Here is a 17349-nt window from a genome sequence, read left to right as displayed (position 1 = left end):
GCGTTGTCGTGACGACGGAGGCACGGTCGATCCTCCCACAGCAGGGGTCGGCCCGAACGCGCCGTAGGATGCCGTGAGCAGCTTGGGCCACTGGTCGGATCGGGAGCAGAAGCACATCGTGAGCAGCGAGAACGCAGACGCCGGACATGAGCACGAAGAGTCGTCCGTGTGGGATGTCGTCGTAGTCGGCGCCGGACCGGCGGGCGCCTCCGCGGCATACGCGGCGGCGGTAGCCGGCCGTCGGGTGCTGCTGCTGGAGAAGGCGGAACTGCCCCGTTACAAAACGTGCGGCGGCGGAATCATCGGATATTCACGTGATTCGCTGCCGCCCGGATTCGAACTGCCGTTGCAGGACCGGATTCACGCGGTCACGTTCTCGCTGAACGGCAGGCTCTCGCGGACCCGCCGCTCCAAGCGCATGCTCTTCGGGCTGATCAACCGCCCCGAGTTCGACGCGGGGCTGGTCGAGGAGGCGCAGAAGGCCGGAGCCGAACTGCGCACCGGGGCGACGGTGTCCCGGGTGGAGCAGCACGGGGCCGCGGTGCCCGACCGGCGCACGGTCGCGGTCGTGCTGTCCGGCGGTGAGACCGTCCTGGCCCGCGCGGTGGTGGGCGCGGACGGCAGTGCCGGGCGGATAGGAGCCCATGTCGGGGTGAAGCTGGATCAGGTGGACCTCGGCCTGGAGGCGGAGATTCCCGTTCCGCAGACGGTCGCGGAGGACTGGGCCGGCCGGGTCCTGATCGACTGGGGCCCGATGCCGGGCAGTTACGGCTGGGTCTTCCCCAAGGGCGACACCCTGACGGTCGGTGTGATCTCGGCGCGCGGCGACGGTGGCGGAACGAAGCGGTACCTGGAGGACTTCGTCGCGCGGCTTGGCCTGGCCGGCTTCGAGCCGAAGATCTCCTCCGGCCATCTGACGCGCTGCCGCAGCGACGACTCGCCGCTCTCGCGCGGCCGGGTGCTCGTCTGCGGTGACGCGGCGGGTCTGCTGGAGCCGTGGACCCGCGAGGGAATCTCGTTCGCGCTGCGTTCCGGGCGGCTCGCCGGGGAGTGGGCGGTCCGGGTCGCGGAGTCGCACGACGCGGTGGACGCCCGCCGCCAGGCGCTCAACTACGCCTTCGCCATCAAGGCCGGGCTGGGTGTCGAGATGGGCGTGGGACGGCGGATGCTGAAGCTCTTCGAGCGCCGCCCGGGTCTGCTGCACGCGGTGCTGACGGGATTCCGCCCGGCGTGGAACGCGTTCGCGGGGATCACCCGGGGAACGACTTCGCTGGCCGAACTGGTCCGTTCGCATCCGCTGGCGCAGCGGGCGCTGTCGACCATGGACCGCACATAGCCGTCGCGGGTGCGGGGGAGGAGAACCGTCGGGGCCGGCCGTCCGGTCAGTCCTCGACGGTGATCCGGAAAACGGGGTGGTCGGGGCAGGCCGCGAGGAGCTCGGCATCCGTCGACTTCGCCGTGATGCCCTGGAAATACTGATTGACCTCCCAGCCCCAGCGCTTCAGGTAGGCGCGGACCACGATCACCTTCTGCTCGTCGTCCGCGATCTCCACGGCGGTGAAGGCGCTATTGCTGCGGCCCTTGCGCAGTTCACCGCCGCCCGCGGCCCGCATGTTGCGCACCCACTGAGAGTGGCCGCGTGCCGAGACCAGGTACTGAGCGCCCTCGTGCTTGTGAGGATTCACGGGGATGCGCTGCATCCGGCCGCTCTTGCGTCCGCGGACCGACAACTCCTGGGTACCGAGCAGACTGACTCCGTGCCGGGCGAGCCGGCCGACGAAGCTGTTCAGGCGGACGGTGAGCGGGCTTCCCTGAAGGTAGTAAGCCTGCGACATGGTGACCCCCACTGTTGGGAGAGCGGTGCTCTCGCTTGAGATCAGTGTGCACGAGAGTGGTGCTCGAAAGCAAGAGCAGTGCTCTCGATATTGGTCGCCGCTCTGATCGCGTGGCAGGATGTGGCCCATGAGCGCCATCAGAGGAGCCAGGGAACGGGCCCGTATCGAGGTCACCGCCGCCATCAAGGACGAAGCGCGCAGGCAGCTCGCCGCCGAAGGAGCGGCCAAGCTCTCGCTGCGCGCGGTGGCACGGGAGCTCGGCATGGTCTCCTCCGCCCTCTACCGCTATTTCCCCAGCCGCGACGAACTGCTCACGGCCCTGATCGTCGATGCCTACGACTCCGTGGGGGAGGTCGCGGAGAGCGCCCACCGGACCGCCGCCCCGGACGGTTCCGCGTCCGTCGCGCATCTCGCCCGCTGGGTCGCGGTCGCCTGCGCCGTTCGCGACTGGGCGCTGGTGCACCCCCACGAGTACGCCCTGATCTACGGTTCGCCGGTGCCCGGCTATACGGCGCCGCAGGTCACCATCGCCCCCGCGTCGCGCGTCGGCCTCGTCCTCGTCGCCGTTGTCGAGGACGCCCACCGCGAGGTGGGGCTCGCTCTGCCGCCGCTCACCGAGGAGCTGCGCCCCGAAGCCGAACGGCTCGCCGCAGACCTGGCCCCCGGGCTGCCCCCAGCCGTCGTCCCACCGATCGTCGCCGCCTGGGCGCAGTTGTTCGGGCTGGTGTCGTTCGAGGTCTTCGGCCAGTTCGACCGGGTGGTCGAGGCCAGGGCGGCCTTCTTCGGCCAGGCCGTCGAGGAGCTGGGCCGCACGGTCGGCCTGCTGAGCACGGCGGCGCGCGGCACGGCGGGCCCGGCGCGACAGGGCGGCCGGGCACGGCGCTGAGCCTGCACCCCGCCCCGGCTGTGCCCCGCCCGACTGCCCCCGCCCCGGCTGTTCCGTCCCCGCCGTCCCCGTTCGCCGTACTCCACAGGGAGTACGGGTGATCGCCACGCCCGGCGGACGCCCCCGGGGTGGCCCTCGGTCTAGCGTGACCGGCATGGAAGAGCAGCGCTCACAGGAAAGCGGCGGTCCCCCGGGCGACCGGGGCGGGCCGTCGCGGCGACGGCCGTGGGCGCACGGCGTGCCGGGCGCCGGGCGGGCCGGTCGGCCTGCGGGTCCCCATGCGCCCGGCACGCCCTGGAGCCGCGGAGGGCCGCCGCGCTGGCTGACCGGAGCACGGGGGAGCTCCGCCGCTCGCCTGCCGTGGGTGTCGACACTGCTGCTCGGCGTCGTCGTCATGGTCGGGTCGAGCATCGCGGCCCACGGCCAGCTCGGCGAGAAGGCCCCGCTGGACCTCTTCGCCCGGCTTCTGCTCCTCGTCTCGGTGGCCGTGCTGCTGGTGCGCCACCGGCACCCCGTCGTGGCCGTCTTCGTGAGTTCGGCCGCGGCGATGGTCTATCTCGGTGCCGGTTATCCGTACGGGCCGGTCTTCCTGGCTGTCGCCGTGGGCTGCTTCAGCGCCGTCGTCGCCGGGCATCGCCGGGCCGCGTGGTCGGCCGTCGGCATGGTGTGGCTGGGGCATCTGCTGGTCGCCCACTGGCTCTACCGGTGGCTCCCTCCCCCGGGCGACTCGGCTCCGCCCTGGGGGCAGGAAGTCGCGGTCGCCGCCTGGGTCGTGGCGATCGTCGCCGCCGCGGAGTTCGTCCGGGTGCGCCGCGAGCAGTGGGCGGCGCAGCGAATGGAACGGGCTGCCGCGGAGAGGCGGCGGGCCGACGAAGAGCGCCTGCGGATGGCCCGGGAGCTGCACGACGTCCTCGCCCACAGCATCTCCGTCATCAACGTCCAGGCCGGGGTCGGCCTCGCCCTGCTCGACTCCGACCCCGAGCAGGCCCGCACGGCGCTCACCACCATCAAGGCCGCCAGCAAGGAGGCGCTCGGTGAGGTCAGGCAGGTTCTCGACACGCTTCGCACCCCGGGGGACGCGCCAAGGGCGCCGGCTCCCGGACTCGACAGACTGCCCGAGCTGGTGGAGCAGGCCGCGAGCACCGGCCTGACCGTCACCGTCACGACGGACGGCACGCGCGGCGCCGTGCCGCCCGGCGCGGACCTGGCCGCGTTCCGGATCGTGCAGGAGGCGCTGACGAATGTGGTGCGGCACTCCGGTTCGCGTACCGCGGAGGTCGCGATCGGGTACGGGCCCGGCCGCATCCGGCTCCGGATCGACGACCGGGGACCCGCCACCGGCACCGACGCCGGGGGCAGCGGCAACGGACTGGCGGGCATGCGGGAGCGGGCCGCGGCGCTCGGTGGCACGATCGAGGCGGGTACCCGGCCCGACGGCGGCTGGCGGGTGCGAGCCGAACTTCCGCTGCCGGCCGGGGCGACCGGCGGGGCGCCCCCGCACGAGAAGGAGACACCGTGATTCGGGTACTGCTCGCCGATGACCAGTTGCTGGTCCGGGCGGGATTCCGGGCCCTCCTGGACGCCCAGCCGGACATCGAGGTGGCGGGCGAGGCGGCCGACGGCGAGGAGGCCGTCCGGCTGGTGCGCGAACTGCGGCCGGACACCGTGCTGATGGACATCCGGATGCCGCGTCTCGACGGCCTCGCCGCGACCCGCGCCATCACCGGGGACCCCGTGCTGAACGAGGTGAAGGTGGTCATGCTCACCACCTTCGAACTCGACGAGTACGTCTTCGAGGCGATCCGCTCAGGAGCCTCCGGTTTCCTGGTGAAGGACACCGAACCGGAAGAGCTGCTGCGGGCCGTCCGTGCGGTGGTCGCCGGTGACGCGCTGCTGTCACCGGGCGTCACCCGCCGGCTGATCGCGGAGTTCGCGGCCCGTTCCAAGGAACCCGTGGCGGCTACCGGCCTGAGTGAACTGACCGAACGGGAACGGGAGGTGATGGCCCTGGTAGGCATAGGGCTCTCCAACGAGGAGATCGCCCGCAGGCTCGTCGTCAGCCCGCTCACGGCCAAGACCCATGTGAGCCGGACCATGGTGAAGCTCGGTGCCCGCGACCGTGCCCAACTGGTCGTGCTCGCCTACGAGTCGGGGCTCGTTCGTCCCGGCTGGCTGGGCTGAACCGGCGCTGCCGGACCATATCCGGCACTACCTGCCGCACCGTTCGCCGGACCTGCGGGGCCGAGCTCCACAGCGGAGTCCGGGCGGCCGAACCGCCACAGCACGTCGATGACCCGCCCCATGAAGACGAGCCCCGCCACGCCCGACGCGACCATCAGCAGCACCGACCGCGGGCCGCTGTGCGGCGGGAGGAAGGCGGTGGGGACGCAGACCACGACGAAGGCCCCGGCGGCCATCACGGCCCCGGTCAGCGCGGCGAAACCGATCTCGACGGTCATGGCGTCCCGGTCGGCCTGGCTTCGGTGTCCCATGTCCGAAGTGTCACAGCCCAGGTGACAGGCGGACAACCCCGTCTCCGGCGTGAAGCACGCTCTCAGCGGCGGTTGCGGGCCCTGGACCAGGATCAGTTGACCGCTGATTTCTCGTGCCACAGCCGGGCGAGAGCGGGGTCACCGGTCACGGTGAGGGCGGTGAGCGGTATCCGGTTCCAGAGCGAGAGGTACAGGTCCCGGGCCGTGCCGCTGAACTCGCAGTCCACGGAGTGGTTCGTGGCGTGGTCCGTCGGTGCTCCGGTCGCGCGTACGGTTCGCGGCGGATCCGCCGAGAGCTCCACGGTCCACACCGCGCCGGTGTCGGTGGCCCGCACCCGCAGTGTGCGGGGCACTTCGGTGCGCAGCCGGGTCTTCGGGCGGGCGTGGAAGCCGCGGAGCAGCTCGTCGACGCCGTCCGCGGCGTGCGCGGCCGCCACTGGGGACAGTGCGCCGCCCCGTGCGGACTCCGCGTCGACCCGGTGGACGGCCGTCTCGTGGGCCTGCCGCCGCGCCCAGAAGGCGAGTGGCGAGGGCGCGGCGAAGAAGGTCCAGCACCGCACGTCCGACGACGCGCCCGACAGGGCGTCCACCAGCCGGCGGTGCCCCGCGCGGAACCGGTCGAGCAGTTCCGGCCCGTCCAGGTCCGGTTCGGCGGGGCCGGGGACGTATGTGGTGTGCCCCTCGGTCACGAAGGCGGTCGCCCAGGCGTGCACCATCGCGGTGTGCCGCAGCAGATCCCGCACCTGCCAGTCCGGGCAGGTCGGCACGGGCGCGCCGGTCCCGGCCTCCGTGGCGGCCTCGGCCAGCAACCGGCCTTCTTCGGCCAGGGTGTTGATGTGTTCCGCGATGTCCATGGCAGGAATTGTGCCAGCGGTCAGGCGCCCTGCGGGTGGGCCGAGCGCGAGCGCGTCCGCCCCGAGCCGCCGCGCAGCAGACGTACGAACCAGCCGAGGACGAACGACTGCACGAGCACGGACACGATCAGGGCCAGGTACATGTACCAGTCGGGCCCGGCCGAATCCGCTCCCCACAAGGTGCTGTCGAGGAGGAGGAAGAGGAACACGGTGGGGGCGGCCAGGAAGAAGAGCCAGACTCCGGAGAACGAGGCGTCCTCGTGGGTGACGAACAGCGTGTCCACCGTGACGAACACGGCGGTGGCCGCGACCACGCCCAGATAGATCAGTGACGCGGCGTTGCCGAAGGTCAGGCGCGCGACTGTGCGGAGGTGCTGCGTGGTCGTAACCGGCTTGTTCATCGTTGCTCCCCTTTGGTGGCTGACCTCTCCATCGTGTGTCCGGGGAACCGTTTCTGCCTGAGTACGGCTACTCACTCGTGACGGTATGCGACACATTGCGGGCCGCGTACCCCAGCGCCGCCGCCGCGGCCGCCAGGAGGGTCACGGTGGTGAGGGCCGCGGGCAGCGAGAACCAGTCGGTGAGGAACCCGATCGCGGGCGGTCCGAGGAGCATTCCGCCGTAGCCGAGCGTCGAGGCCGCGGCCACCCCGCCGGGACCCGCCAGCTCACCGGCCCTGCTGACCGCCACGGGGAAGATATTGGCCAGCCCGAGCCCGGTGATCGCGAACCCGAGCAGCGCGAGCCAGGTGGTCGGAGCGAGCGCGCCGAGCAGCATGCCCGCCGCGGCGGTGCCGCCGCCCGCGACCAGGGTCCGGGTCTGGCCGAGCCGTTCGAGCAGTGCCGTACCGCTGAGCCGGCCCGCCGTCATGGCCAGGGCGAACAGGGAGTAGCCCGCCGCCGCGATCCCGGGGTGGGCGTGCAGGTCCTGCTCCAGGTGGAGCGCGCCCCAGTCGGCCAGGGCGCCCTCGCCGTAAGCCGTGCAGAGCGCGATCATGCCGAAGAGGAGCACCACGCGGCGGGCCCGCCCGCCCAGGCGTTTGGGGCCCTCGCTGCTCGCGGCCGCCTCCGGCGCGGGCTTCGCGACGGTGTGCCGCAGCAGTACGGGGCCCGCGAAGGCGGTCACGAGCAGTCCGAAACCGGTCAGGATCAGCAGATGCGCGGAGGGGGAGAGACCGCCCGCGACCAGTCCGCCGAGCCCGGCACCGACCATGCCGCCGAGGCTGAACGCGGCGTGGAAGCTGGGCATCACGGGGCGCCGCAGCGCGTTGACGAGATCCACCGCCGCGCTGTTCATCGCCACGTTCATCCCGCCGTACGCGGCGCCGAACACCAGCAGCACCAGGCCGAGTGAGAGTGCGGAGTGGGTCTGTGCGGGCAGCGCGATGCTGAGCGGGAGCAGGACTCCGCAGACCACGGTCACCGTATGGCTGCCGAAGCGGTCGCAGAGCCTGCCGGTGAGCATCATGGTGATCACGGCTCCGGCGGACACACCGAGGAGCGCGAGGCCGAGGGTGGCGGCAGAGGCGCCGGTCTGGTGCTTGATGGCCGGGATACGGACCACCCAGCCGGCGAAGATGAACCCGTCGAGGGCGAAGAACACGGTCAGCGCGGTACGGAGACGGGAGGACGAGGGTGGGGCGGGGTTGCCGCCCGGTCCCCCCGGCAGGGCCGTCCGCAGTTTGTTTAGTTGCGGCACAAACTCAGCATAGAGGCCTGCGGACAGCGGGCGCAAGACGGCTGCCGACGGGCATCGCACAGGGGCCGAACCCGGCCACCGCGGCGTCGGCAACACCTCCGGATCATGGGAGACTCGCCCCCATGAACGGCAAGGTGACCCACACCCGGACGAAGTTGGAGAGGGGCCGCAGCGCGCTGGGCCCCGCGCTGGAACTGGTCCATACCGGACGCGCGCCCACCCGTGCGGTCCTCACCTCCGAGCTCGGCGTCACCCGCGCCACGGCGGGCGCGGTCGCCGCCGAGCTGGAGGCGCTCGGCCTGATCAGGGTGGACTCCAGGCCCGGCTCCGCGGCGGGCTCGCAGGGGCGCCCCTCGCACCGGCTGGCGGTGCGGGAGTCCGGGCCGGTGGCCGTCGCGGCCCAGGTCCACTCGGACGGCTTCCGGGCGGCGCTGGTCGGACTGGGCGGCCGCCTGATCGCGACCGCCCCTGGCTGCGTCACCATCACCGCGGACCCGGCGCAGGTCATCGGTGAAGTCGTCGACGACTGCGCCCGGTTGCTGCGGGACAGCGGGCTGCGGTGCGTGGGGGCCGGACTCGCCGTGCCGTCCGCGGTGGCTGAGCCGGAGGGCACCGCCCTCAACCCCCTCCACATCGCCTGGCCGGCGGGCGCCCCGGTCCGCGAGATCTTTGCCACATGTGTCCGCGAAGCGGGCATCGAGGGACCGGCGTTCACCGGCAACGACGTCAACCTCGCCGCGCTCGCCGAGCACCGGCACGGAGCCGGGCGCGGCGCCCAGCATCTGCTCTGCGTGGCCACGGGCCACCGCGGCGTCGGCGGGGCGCTCGTCCTGGACGGCCGCCTGCACAGCGGGAGTTCGGGGCTGGCCCTGGAGGTCGGCCACCTCACGGTCAACCCGGAGGGCCGGCCCTGCCACTGCGGCGGCCGTGGCTGCCTCGACGTCGAGACCGACCCGCTCGCCTTCCTCACCGCCGCCGGGCGCCGTCCCGGCCCCGAGGAGTCGCTCCTCAAGCAGTCCGGGGACCTGCTGCGCAACGAGTACGACGACATGGCGGTGCGCGTCGCGGCAGAGGAGCTGATCGACCGGCTGGGGCTGGGTCTCGCCGGGCTGGTCAACATCCTCAACCCGGACCGGATCATCCTCGGCGGACTGCACCGCGCGCTGCTCGACGCCGACCCGGAACGGCTGCGGGCCGTGGTCGCCGACCGCAGTCTGTGGGGGCGCAGCGGCAGTGTGCCGATCCTGCCCTGCACCCTCGACCACAACAGCCTGGTCGGCGCGGCGGAGCTGGCCTGGCAGCCGGTGCTGGACGACCCCCTGGTCGCACTCGCCTGAGAAGACGCGACAGGGGGAACGCGACGGGGGGGATGCGACCGAGGGGACGGGCCCGTGGGACGGGCGGTGAAGGCCGCGCCCCGCCGGCCCTCAAGCCTCCCGGACCGGTTCGAACGCGAACGCCCGCGCAGGGTTGCCGACCAGCGCCGCCGCCATGAACTCCGCCCCCAGGGCCTCCTCCAGGCGCGGACGCAGCCGGCGCAGCAGGTACGGCATGCCCGGCGTCTCCGGCACGGTGGTGTCGCCGCCCAGCAGCAACTGCCCGCCGAATCCGGCCTCGGCCAGCGCCGCCAGCTCCTCGGGCAGCCGCCAGTCCGTCGCGTGGTTGGCCCGGGACGGACCGTCGAAGGCGAGGAACGCCCCCGCCCGCGCCGCCTCCCGCTGCACGGCACCGTCCGGTGAGCGGCCCAGATGCCCGAGGATCACCCGCTGCGGCGCGACGCCCAGCTCCCCGCAGAGCAGATCGAGCACATCGAGCGCGGCGGTGCCCAGCTCCAGATGGACGGCGATCGGCGCACCCGTGCGGTGGTGCGCCTCGGCCGCCGCCGTCATGGTGAGCCGGGCGTGCGCGTCCACCGCGTGGAAGGCCCCGGCGACCTTGATGAGCCCCGCCCGTACCCCGGTGGAGCCGATGCCCTCCGTGATCTCCGCGACGAAGAGCGGGGCGAGCCGGTCCCGGATGCTGTCCAGCAGCGCGGGCGGATACTGCGCCGCCTGGTGCAGCCCGGTGGCCGCCACCACGTGGACGCCCGCCGAACGGGAGAGCGCGGCCAGCGATCCGGCTCCGCGTCCCATCCCGTGCGGCGTCCACTGCACCACCGTGCGGCCGCCCAACTCCCGGAAGGAGCCGAGCCGTCGGGCGGCGTCCTCCGGATCGGCCAGTTCCTGTCCCGGCAGCATGGGGCTGCGGATGAAGAGGTGGTCGTGGGCGTCGCACACACCCAGTTCCCCGGCGGGGACATCCCCGAGAACGGTGCGGACCATGGCTACCACTGTCGCCCCTCCCCGAGGTCTTCGAGTCCCGGCCGGCTGACGTGGAGCACCTCGAAGCGCTCGCCGGGCTCCTCGGGCGCGGGACCGTCCCAGAGCGTGAAGTGGACCAGCTCCCAGTGGCGGGGGTCCACGGCGAGCGCCGTGACGACGGCGCCGGGCGCCTTCGCGAGCCGACGGCTCTCCGCCAGCGCGGCTTCGACCGCGTCCGCCGGGGCGGCTGACTCGGGAACGGGTTCGCGGCGCCGGGTGGCCGAGCGGGGGAGCGCGGCCGACGAGGCGTCCCGCGCGAACGACAGCCCTGTCCAGTGCCGCACCTCGGGGCGCCCGAAGTCCCGTACGACGCCCTGGAATCCGGGGCCCCAGAGGAAGGAGTTCATGCCTTCGGGTCTCGACCACAGGTAGAACGGCGCGTACTGGTTGACCGGCGAGTCCTTGCCGCGCTCCCGGATCAGGTAGGCCTTGATTCCGAGGCCGGGGAAGTCGTCCAGGAGGTGGCCCTTGGCCGCTACCCGGTCCCGGATGATGCCCATGTCGTAGTCGGCGGGAAGGGTGATCTCGTACTGCATGGCGTGCATCGTCTGCTCCTCAGGCCGCCGGGTATTCGGCGACGCCGGCGTCGGGGTGCCAGTGGATGGTGGAGCCGTCCTCGGCTGCCTCGACCAGGGCCAGATGGGTCATGCAGGTGCGGGGCGCGGCACCGTGCCAGTGCCATTCGTCCGGCTCGATCCACACCGTGTCACCCGCCCTGATCGACTCCACCGGACCACCCCGGCGCTGCACCAGGCCCTCGCCCTCGGTGACATGGAGAACCTGGCCGTGCGGGTGGGTGTGCCAGGCGGTGTGCCCGCCCGGAGCGAAGTGCACGCTGAACATCCTGAGCAGGGAAGGCGGTTCGGGCGCCGCGAACTCGTCGAGCCAGACGCTGCCGTTGAAGTGCTCGGGCGGTCCGGCCTGCGTGTCCGGGCGATTCCTGGTGATGCGCATGTGCGGAGTGCTCCTTGGGCGGTCGGTCAGGCGTGACGGATGGTCAGGCGGCGTCCGTGGCAGGGGCGAGCAGTGTGAGCAGTCCCCGGACGGCGGCGTCGAAGGCGTCCGTCGAGCCGGAGGCGCGGGCCAGCACGTAGCCGCCCTGCACCGTCGCGACGATCGTCGCCGCGACATCGTCAGGCACCAGGTCACGGGTGAACTCGCCCCGCTCCAGGCCCTCCTGGACGATCGTGGCCAGCCTGCCGCGCAGCCACCCGATCGTCTCGTCGACGGGGGAGCGCAGTTCGTCGCTCACGATGACGTCCGGGTCCATCGTCAGCCGTCCCACCGGGCAGCCCCGCAGCACATCGCGCTCACGCAGCAGATAGCGCGAGATGCGCTCGTACGCGGAGCCGGGCCCGTCGAAGGTGCGGCCCGCCGTTTCGCGCATCTCGGCGGACGTACGCCGGATGGCGGCGAGAGCCAGCTCGGGCTTCCCGCTGAAGTGGTGGTACATGCTGCCCTGGCCCGCGTCGGCCCGCTGCTGGATGGCCTTGGGGCTGGTGCCCACGTATCCGCGCTCCCACAGGAGCTCCTGGGTGGCTTCGATCAGACGGTCCGGAGTGCTCATGAACGCACTGTACATACTAGTAGGTACAGAGTCCATGGCCGATGATCAGGAAGCCGTGGCAGCGGGCGGGAGCAGCCGCCCGCCCGCCGTCTACTCCCGGGGAGGTACGTGCACTGCCGCTGCCCGTACGACGACGCGGACCCACCCTCGGAGCCAGGCTCGGAGGTGACAGCAGAACGCGAGCCCCGACAGAGGAGCTGACCGAGATGAACACCCTGGCCTTCGACGGAGGACCCGGACCGTGGATCCTCCTCTTCCCGCTCATCTGGGCGGCCGTCGTCCTCGGCGTCGTCACAGTCGTACGACGCACCGGGTGGCGCAGCGGGCGCGGACCCCGGCCGCTCAGAGCCGGACAGGCTAGCCGGATCGAACCCTCACCGATCGACATGGTGGGGCGCCGCTTCGCCGCCGGAGAGATCGACGAGGACGAGTACTGGCGCCGTCTCTCCGTCCTCGACGAGCAGTTCGGCACCCGGGGCAGGGGCGGCCCGGCATGACCGCCACCCGAGGGTTTTCGCCCGCCGCCCCGAGGGGGCGGGCCTCATGCCCCGGTCAGCCGCCGGACGCACCTGAGCACCTGGCCCGCGCCGTCCTCCGCCGCCATATGCCGCGCCGCTCCCGCAGCGGCGCGGGCGTATTTCCCCTGTCCGACGACGTGGCCGAGTGAGCCCGCGAGCTTTTCCTCGGTGAGGGACCGGAAGGGGACGGGCTCGGTCGCGGCGCCCAGTGCGGCCAGCCGTGCGGCCCAGAAGGGCTGGTCCGCGGTCACCGGAACCGTGACCGCGGGGACTCCCGCACGCAACGCGGCAGCCGACGTGCCGGCGCCGGCGTGGTGGACCACCGCCGCCAGCCGGGGAAAGAGCAGGGCATGCGGTGCGTCCCCGATCGCGAGGACGTCGTCACCGGTGGCCGCCAGACCCGCGCTGCCGGCTTGCAGGATGCCGCGCAGCCCCGCACGGCGCAGGGCGCGCACGGCGATGTCGCTCAGCCGCTCCCCGTCACCGCCCGCCATGCTCCCGAAGCCGATGAGCACGGGCGGGGGACCGGCGCGCAGGAAGTCCTCCAGATCGGCGGACAGCCGCTCTGCCGGGTCGAGAGCGGGCCACCAGTTGCCCACGACGTCCAGGCCGGCGCGCCAGTCGGAGGGGCGGGGCACCAGTGCCGTGCTGAAACCGTGCAGGACGGGCCAGCCGGCCCGGTCCTGCCTTCTGCGCATCGCGGACGCGGCGACCGGGGGCAGCTGGAGGCTCCGGCGCAGCTCCGCGGCGGCGCCCGCGTAGACACGGTCGGCCATGCGGAGGGCGAAGCGGCCGGAGGTCCGGTTGGCGAGCCTGCCCAGCGAGCGGGAACCCGTGACGACGGGCGGGAAGTCGCCGGTCGGTGCGGTGGGCTGAAGGTATACGCCCAGGCTCGGGGTGCCGGTGGCCTCGGCGAGGTGCCAGCCGAGCGGGGCCGTCGTGGTCGAGAGCAGGAGCAGATCCGTGCCGTCGGCCATCGCGTCGGCGAGCCCCTGGCCCAGTCCGGTGATGAACGCCGCTGCGGTGCGCATGAGTTCGCGGCGGTCGGTGCCGCCACCGCCGGCCGCCTCCGGGCCGGTGGCGAGGCTGCGGAACTCCAGCCCGGCGTCCCGTACGAGAGAGGCGAAGGCGTCGGTGGCGGCGAGGGTGACGTCGTAACCGGCCCGGCGCAGTTCGGCGCCCAGGCCCGTGTACGGGGCGATGTCGCCCCGCGATCCGGCCGCGGCGATCAGGATTCTCATCGGCAGTCCCGCGAGCCGGTGCGGGCGTCGGGGCCGGCCGGGTGGTGGTCCGCGTTGGCGTGCACGGCCTTGCGCACGTACGCGGACAGGCCGGGGCGTTGCTGCGACGCCGGTACGACGAGCGCGAAGGCGCGGGGGTCGGCCACGAAGTCGTCCGCGATGCGCCGGTGCATTCCGGGCGGGCAGGAGGTGAACCAGCGTGAGGTGTGCAGACGGTGCTCCTCCGCGAGGTCCATGGCCCGCTCGCCGTCGCTCGGTTCCCCGTCGTCGAAGGCGGCGAGCAACTCCGCGCGCCAGGCACCGGCCTCCCGCATGAGCTGCCGCCAGTCGTCCTTGGTGTGGGCGGCAGCACGTGACATCGCCTCACGCTGTCCGTCCGAGTGCGCCCACTTCCGCTCGGCCTCCGCGGCGTAGCTGAGGTCGAAGGTGATCTCCCCGAAGACCTCGAACCGTTCCTCCGGAGTCAGCGCCACACCGGTCTGCTGGACCTCGATGGCCCGCTCCGCCACCTCGGCCAGGTGCTGGAGCCTGGTGATCTCCTCGCCGAGCTGCCGCTGCCGGGACCTCAGGTGCTCCAGGACGCTCGCCCGGGGATCCTTCAGGATCGCGGCGATCTCGTCGAGGGAGAAGCCGAGTTCGCGATAGAAGAGGATCTGCTGGAGACGCGCCAGGTCGCCGTCGCTGTAGACCCGGTAGCCGGCGCCGCTGCGGCCGCTGGGCGAGAGCAGCGCCGTCTTGTCGTAGTGGTGCAGTGTCCGCACCGTCACCCCGACAAGAGCCGAGACCTGTCCCACCGAGTAACTCATGTACCAGCCCCTTCGTCGCCCGGCAGTCTTGAGCCTGACGTAAGGGGAGGGTCAAATCCGCTCTCACCACGGCAGAGGCGGGACGCCCCGGGAGGCGCCCCGCTCCTGCTGTGTCAGCCGACCGACACGGACCGTGCCACCGAGGGCTGCACACCCTCCGGCGACATGATGCCGCTCAGTTCGAACGGTCCGTCGGTCGTCGCCCCGTACACCGAATGCGGTGGCTGGACGGTGAACAGGGAGGGGGCCGGAAGGGTGAACCAGACGATCTTTCCGGCTCCGCCCCGGGGACGGACACCCCAGCTCTCGCTGACCGCGGCGATCAGTGCGAGTCCGCGCCCCGATGTACTGGAGTCGTCGGCCTCGCGCACGGTCGGCAGCCGTGGGTCGTGGTCGTGGACGGACACCGTCAGCCGTTCGAGCAGCAACTCGACCTCGACGGTGCATGACTTGTCCGGCTGTGCATGCCGGTGGACATTGGTCAGGAGTTCCGTGACGCCCAGCGCTGCCTGGTCGATCAGGGGATCGAGATGCCAGTAGCGCAACTGCGCCGAGATGATTCTGCGGACCTGACCGATCCGCGACGGCAGGGCCTGGAGCTCCACCGTGCAGTGCCTGCTTGGCTCGCTGATCACGGCTGCGACTCCCCGAAATAGGTCCGGAAGAAGACGAAGGGACGGATCCAGCAGATGGCTGACCGCTGATTCCGGGCCGGCGGCCTGGATCACAGTGTGACCGCCGGTAAACCATGAGTGACGTGACTCCAATGTCGCTCAGGGGTTCCGGCTCCGCAACTCGCGGTGTCCCCGTGGCACCGCTCCGTCAGCCGTGCGCGGCCGCCGCCCCGCGCAGCGCTTCGAGGAACCGGCGCGCGGGACCGGCCTCGTCCGGCTTGTCCGGGCGGCGCGGCATCGTCAGCCGGTACCGCGTCCCGTTGACCCGTGCCACCGTCGCGTCCGCGCCGGAGAACCACGCTCTGCCCGTGCTCACCGTCCCGACCGGTGCGCTGTCGATCTCCCGGCCGTAGCTGGTCAGCAGCGCCAGCCGGCCGTCCTTGACGGTCACCTGCCCGGCCCGTGAGAGCGAGCGCGCCCACCGGTCGATCCGTACGCCTGTCTCACTGAACTCCGTTTCGGACATGGCCCCTTCGCCCCCTTCGTCACGCCCCCGAATGAAAGTGTGCACAACCCGGACCGGCTGCACCAGACCGGGGCGGGGCGCAAAGACGCATTCGCGCCGCGACGGCTCCCGCAAGCGCCCCGCCCGCAACACCAAGGCAGGGCTATGGAGTATCAAAGTCAATGTTTGTGCAGGTAGGGGGCATATCGTGGGGCGCGCCGAGACCGGTCGTACGAGGAGAAGCGCGCTGATGGACACGAGTGAGCACAGAAGTGAGCACAGACACGACGGCGAAGCGGTGGCGACCGTCGACATCGACCGCACCGACCTGGCGTACCGGGCCTGGCTCAAAGAAGCCGTACGCAAGGTCCAGGCCGACGCCAACCGCTCGGCCGACACGCATCTGCTGCGCTTCCCGCTGCCCGAGAGCTGGGGCATCGACCTCTACCTCAAGGACGAGTCGACGCACCCCACCGGCAGTCTCAAACACCGGCTGGCGCGCTCGCTCTTCCTCTACGGACTCTGCAACGGCTGGATCCGTCCCGGACGGCCGGTGATCGAGGCGTCCAGCGGTTCGACCGCCGTCTCGGAGGCGTACTTCGCCAAGCTGATCGGGGTGCCGTTCATCGCCGTGATGCCCCGCACCACCAGTCCCGAGAAGTGCCGGCTCATCGAATTCCACGGCGGCCGCTGCCACTTCGTGGACGACTCGCGCAGGCTGTACGAGGAGTCCGCCAGGCTCGCGGCGGAGTCCGGCGGCCACTACATGGACCAGTTCACCTATGCCGAGCGGGCCACGGACTGGCGCGGCAACAACAACATCGCGGAGTCGATCTACCAGCAGCTGCGGCTGGAGCGGTACCCGGAGCCCGCCTGGATCGTCGCCACGGCGGGGACCGGCGGCACCTCCGCGACCATCGCGCGGTACGTGCACTACATGCAGCACGACACCCGGATCTGTGTGCCCGACCCGGAGAACTCCTGCTTCTTCGACGGCTGGACCCATCACGACCCGCTGGCCACCAGCGACTGCGGATCGCGCATCGAGGGCATCGGCAGACCCCGGATGGAGCCGAGCTTCGTCCCGGGAGCCATCGACCGGATGATGAAGGTCCCGGACGCGGCGACGGTCGCGGCCGTGCGCGCGCTGGAGCGGTCCATCGGCCGCAAGGCCGGCGGCTCCACCGGGACGGGGCTGTGGAGCGCCTTCAAGCTGGTCGCGGAGATGCTCGCGCAGGGCGTCACCGGCAGCATCGTCACGCTGATCTGCGACCCCGGTGACCGCTACCTCGACAAGTACTACTCCGACTCCTGGCTGGCCGCACAGGGCCTGGACATCACGCCCTACGCCCGGACCATCGACCACTTCCTGAGCACCGGCAGCTGGCCCGGCCCGCACGGGAGCGAGGGCTGATCCACGGGAGGCCGTACCCGCCGCGAGCTCCGGGCCGCCGCCCCGCTCAGGCCCCGGCCGGTCCGGAGAGCCGTCGGCCGAGGTTGCGCACGGCGTCGCTGAACGATTTGCCCACCGCAGGCCGGGCCCGCCGCATCGTGAACCGGAACAGTGCGGACCCGTCGGCGGCGAAGGTCCACTGCACCCGGGTGCCGGCACCGGACGGGGTCAGCAGCCACTCCTCCACCAGGGCGTGCAGACCAGGGGCGTTGGAGTCGTCGATCCGGTACGCGTACCGGCTGCCGGGCTCGGCCGCGACGACCGTCTCCCGGAACCTGACCCCGCCCCGGAGCCGCACCTCGCGCCCGGCGCCCGCGTCGACCGGCCGCGCCGACGTCAGCTGGGTGAACCAGCAGGGCCAGCCCTCGACGTCATCGGCCAGGGCGCGGTACACGGCGTCGGGCGGCGCGGCCACCTCGGCGGCGAAGACCAGTCTCAGCGGTGCGGCCCCGACGAAGTCGAGGTCCACGGAGCGGAGTCGGCGTGCCATGGAACGCACCTCCCGTGCGGTCGGCGGCGG

General features: G+C 72.2%; 21 protein-coding genes. 7 read left to right on the top strand and 14 right to left on the bottom strand.

Annotated elements, in window-relative coordinates; genetic code table 11:
• Positions 1–118: 118 nt before the first annotated feature.
• Positions 119–1336 (top strand): geranylgeranyl reductase family protein, encoded by a 1218-nt coding sequence (locus ACZ601_RS15220; RefSeq protein ID WP_469537559.1) that lies wholly within the window; start codon positions 119–121, stop codon positions 1334–1336.
• A gap of 46 nt (positions 1337–1382) precedes the next feature.
• Here ACZ601_RS15220 and ACZ601_RS15215 read toward each other — a convergent pair whose 3' ends face one another.
• Entirely contained in the window at positions 1383–1835 is a 453-nt protein-coding gene (locus ACZ601_RS15215) for a nitroreductase/quinone reductase family protein (protein WP_469537556.1), read from the bottom strand.
• A gap of 127 nt (positions 1836–1962) precedes the next feature.
• Here ACZ601_RS15215 and ACZ601_RS15210 point away from each other — a divergent pair, with 127 nt between their 5' ends.
• The 3 genes from ACZ601_RS15210 (at position 1963) to ACZ601_RS15200 (ending at position 4902) form a co-directional block, all read left to right on the top strand.
• On the top strand, positions 1963–2721 hold the full coding sequence (locus ACZ601_RS15210; protein ID WP_469537553.1) for a TetR/AcrR family transcriptional regulator: 759 nt from the start codon (positions 1963–1965) through the stop codon (positions 2719–2721).
• Positions 2722–2875: 154 nt separating this feature from the next.
• A complete protein-coding gene (locus ACZ601_RS15205) occupies positions 2876–4240 on the top strand; it encodes a sensor histidine kinase (protein WP_469537550.1) in 1365 nt (454 codons plus the stop codon).
• Positions 4237–4902 (top strand): response regulator, encoded by a 666-nt coding sequence (locus tag ACZ601_RS15200; protein ID WP_469537547.1) that lies wholly within the window; start codon positions 4237–4239, stop codon positions 4900–4902. The genes ACZ601_RS15205 and ACZ601_RS15200 overlap by 4 nt, the downstream gene beginning before the upstream one ends.
• Here the strand turns inward: ACZ601_RS15200 and ACZ601_RS15195 are convergent.
• The 4 genes from ACZ601_RS15195 to ACZ601_RS15180 form a co-directional block, all read right to left on the bottom strand.
• The gene (locus ACZ601_RS15195; RefSeq protein WP_469537545.1) at positions 4863–5213 is read right to left on the bottom strand and encodes a DUF6332 family protein; all 351 of its coding nucleotides are present in this window, start codon (positions 5211–5213) and stop codon (positions 4863–4865) included. The two genes, ACZ601_RS15200 and ACZ601_RS15195, sit on opposite strands and share 40 nt — an antisense overlap.
• 92 nt (positions 5214–5305) lie before the next feature.
• On the bottom strand, positions 5306–6067 hold the full coding sequence (locus ACZ601_RS15190; protein ID WP_469537542.1) for a maleylpyruvate isomerase family mycothiol-dependent enzyme: 762 nt from the start codon (positions 6065–6067) through the stop codon (positions 5306–5308).
• Between the two features lie 20 nt (positions 6068–6087).
• Complete coding sequence (locus ACZ601_RS15185) at positions 6088–6468, bottom strand: SCO4225 family membrane protein (protein ID WP_469537539.1); 381 nt, start codon at positions 6466–6468, stop codon at positions 6088–6090.
• A gap of 67 nt (positions 6469–6535) precedes the next feature.
• Complete coding sequence (locus ACZ601_RS15180; protein ID WP_469537536.1) at positions 6536–7765, bottom strand: MFS transporter; 1230 nt, start codon at positions 7763–7765, stop codon at positions 6536–6538.
• A 122-nt stretch (positions 7766–7887) separates the two neighbouring features.
• Here ACZ601_RS15180 and ACZ601_RS15175 point away from each other — a divergent pair, with 122 nt between their 5' ends.
• Positions 7888–9102 carry an ROK family protein gene (locus ACZ601_RS15175; RefSeq protein ID WP_440574866.1) on the top strand — a complete coding sequence of 405 codons (1215 nt, stop codon included), beginning with the start codon at positions 7888–7890 and terminating at the stop codon, positions 9100–9102.
• Between the two features lie 90 nt (positions 9103–9192).
• On the opposite strand, the gene ACZ601_RS15170 is transcribed toward ACZ601_RS15175, so the two are convergent.
• Genes ACZ601_RS15170 through ACZ601_RS15155 form a run of 4 tightly spaced genes read right to left on the bottom strand, consistent with a single transcriptional unit; the run spans position 9193 to position 11692 of the window.
• Positions 9193–10095 (bottom strand): phosphotriesterase family protein, encoded by a 903-nt coding sequence (locus ACZ601_RS15170; protein WP_469537534.1) that lies wholly within the window; start codon positions 10093–10095, stop codon positions 9193–9195.
• The gene (locus ACZ601_RS15165) at positions 10089–10670 is read right to left on the bottom strand and encodes a DUF4865 family protein (protein WP_469537531.1); all 582 of its coding nucleotides are present in this window, start codon (positions 10668–10670) and stop codon (positions 10089–10091) included. Before ACZ601_RS15165 ends, ACZ601_RS15170 begins: the two co-directional genes overlap by 7 nt.
• Positions 10671–10680: 10 nt before the next feature.
• A complete protein-coding gene (locus tag ACZ601_RS15160) occupies positions 10681–11079 on the bottom strand; it encodes a (R)-mandelonitrile lyase (protein ID WP_469537528.1) in 399 nt (132 codons plus the stop codon).
• Positions 11080–11122: 43 nt separating this feature from the next.
• Positions 11123–11692 carry a TetR/AcrR family transcriptional regulator gene (locus ACZ601_RS15155; protein WP_469537525.1) on the bottom strand — a complete coding sequence of 190 codons (570 nt, stop codon included), beginning with the start codon at positions 11690–11692 and terminating at the stop codon, positions 11123–11125.
• A gap of 206 nt (positions 11693–11898) precedes the next feature.
• Between ACZ601_RS15155 and ACZ601_RS15150 the strand changes: the two genes are divergently transcribed.
• On the top strand, positions 11899–12189 hold the full coding sequence (locus ACZ601_RS15150; RefSeq protein WP_469537523.1) for an SHOCT domain-containing protein: 291 nt from the start codon (positions 11899–11901) through the stop codon (positions 12187–12189).
• 44 nt (positions 12190–12233) lie between these two features.
• Here ACZ601_RS15150 and ACZ601_RS15145 read toward each other — a convergent pair whose 3' ends face one another.
• The 4 genes from ACZ601_RS15145 to ACZ601_RS15130 all read right to left on the bottom strand — a co-directional run bounded on the left by ACZ601_RS15145 (position 12234) and on the right by ACZ601_RS15130 (position 15397).
• The gene (locus ACZ601_RS15145) at positions 12234–13451 is read right to left on the bottom strand and encodes a glycosyltransferase (RefSeq protein ID WP_469537520.1); all 1218 of its coding nucleotides are present in this window, start codon (positions 13449–13451) and stop codon (positions 12234–12236) included.
• Positions 13448–14257, bottom strand: a complete 810-nt coding sequence (locus ACZ601_RS15140; RefSeq protein ID WP_469537519.1) for a MerR family transcriptional regulator — start codon at positions 14255–14257, stop codon at positions 13448–13450. The genes ACZ601_RS15145 and ACZ601_RS15140 overlap by 4 nt, the downstream gene beginning before the upstream one ends.
• Positions 14258–14370: 113 nt before the next feature.
• On the bottom strand, positions 14371–14892 hold the full coding sequence (locus tag ACZ601_RS15135; protein ID WP_469537516.1) for an ATP-binding protein: 522 nt from the start codon (positions 14890–14892) through the stop codon (positions 14371–14373).
• A 187-nt stretch (positions 14893–15079) separates the two neighbouring features.
• Positions 15080–15397 carry a hypothetical protein gene (locus tag ACZ601_RS15130; protein ID WP_311307291.1) on the bottom strand — a complete coding sequence of 106 codons (318 nt, stop codon included), beginning with the start codon at positions 15395–15397 and terminating at the stop codon, positions 15080–15082.
• A gap of 229 nt (positions 15398–15626) precedes the next feature.
• Here ACZ601_RS15130 and cds1 point away from each other — a divergent pair, with 229 nt between their 5' ends.
• Positions 15627–16790, top strand: a complete 1164-nt coding sequence (gene cds1, locus ACZ601_RS15125) for an L-cysteine desulfhydrase Cds1 (protein WP_469537513.1) — start codon at positions 15627–15629, stop codon at positions 16788–16790.
• Between the two features lie 46 nt (positions 16791–16836).
• Here cds1 and ACZ601_RS15120 read toward each other — a convergent pair whose 3' ends face one another.
• A complete protein-coding gene (locus ACZ601_RS15120; RefSeq protein ID WP_469537510.1) occupies positions 16837–17319 on the bottom strand; it encodes an SRPBCC family protein in 483 nt (160 codons plus the stop codon).
• Positions 17320–17349 lie beyond the last annotated feature (30 nt).

The organism is Streptomyces sp. NPDC104307 (assembly GCF_055584045.1).
Note: the sequence above shows the minus strand (reverse complement) of the source record. Positions and strands in the feature narration are given on the sequence as shown.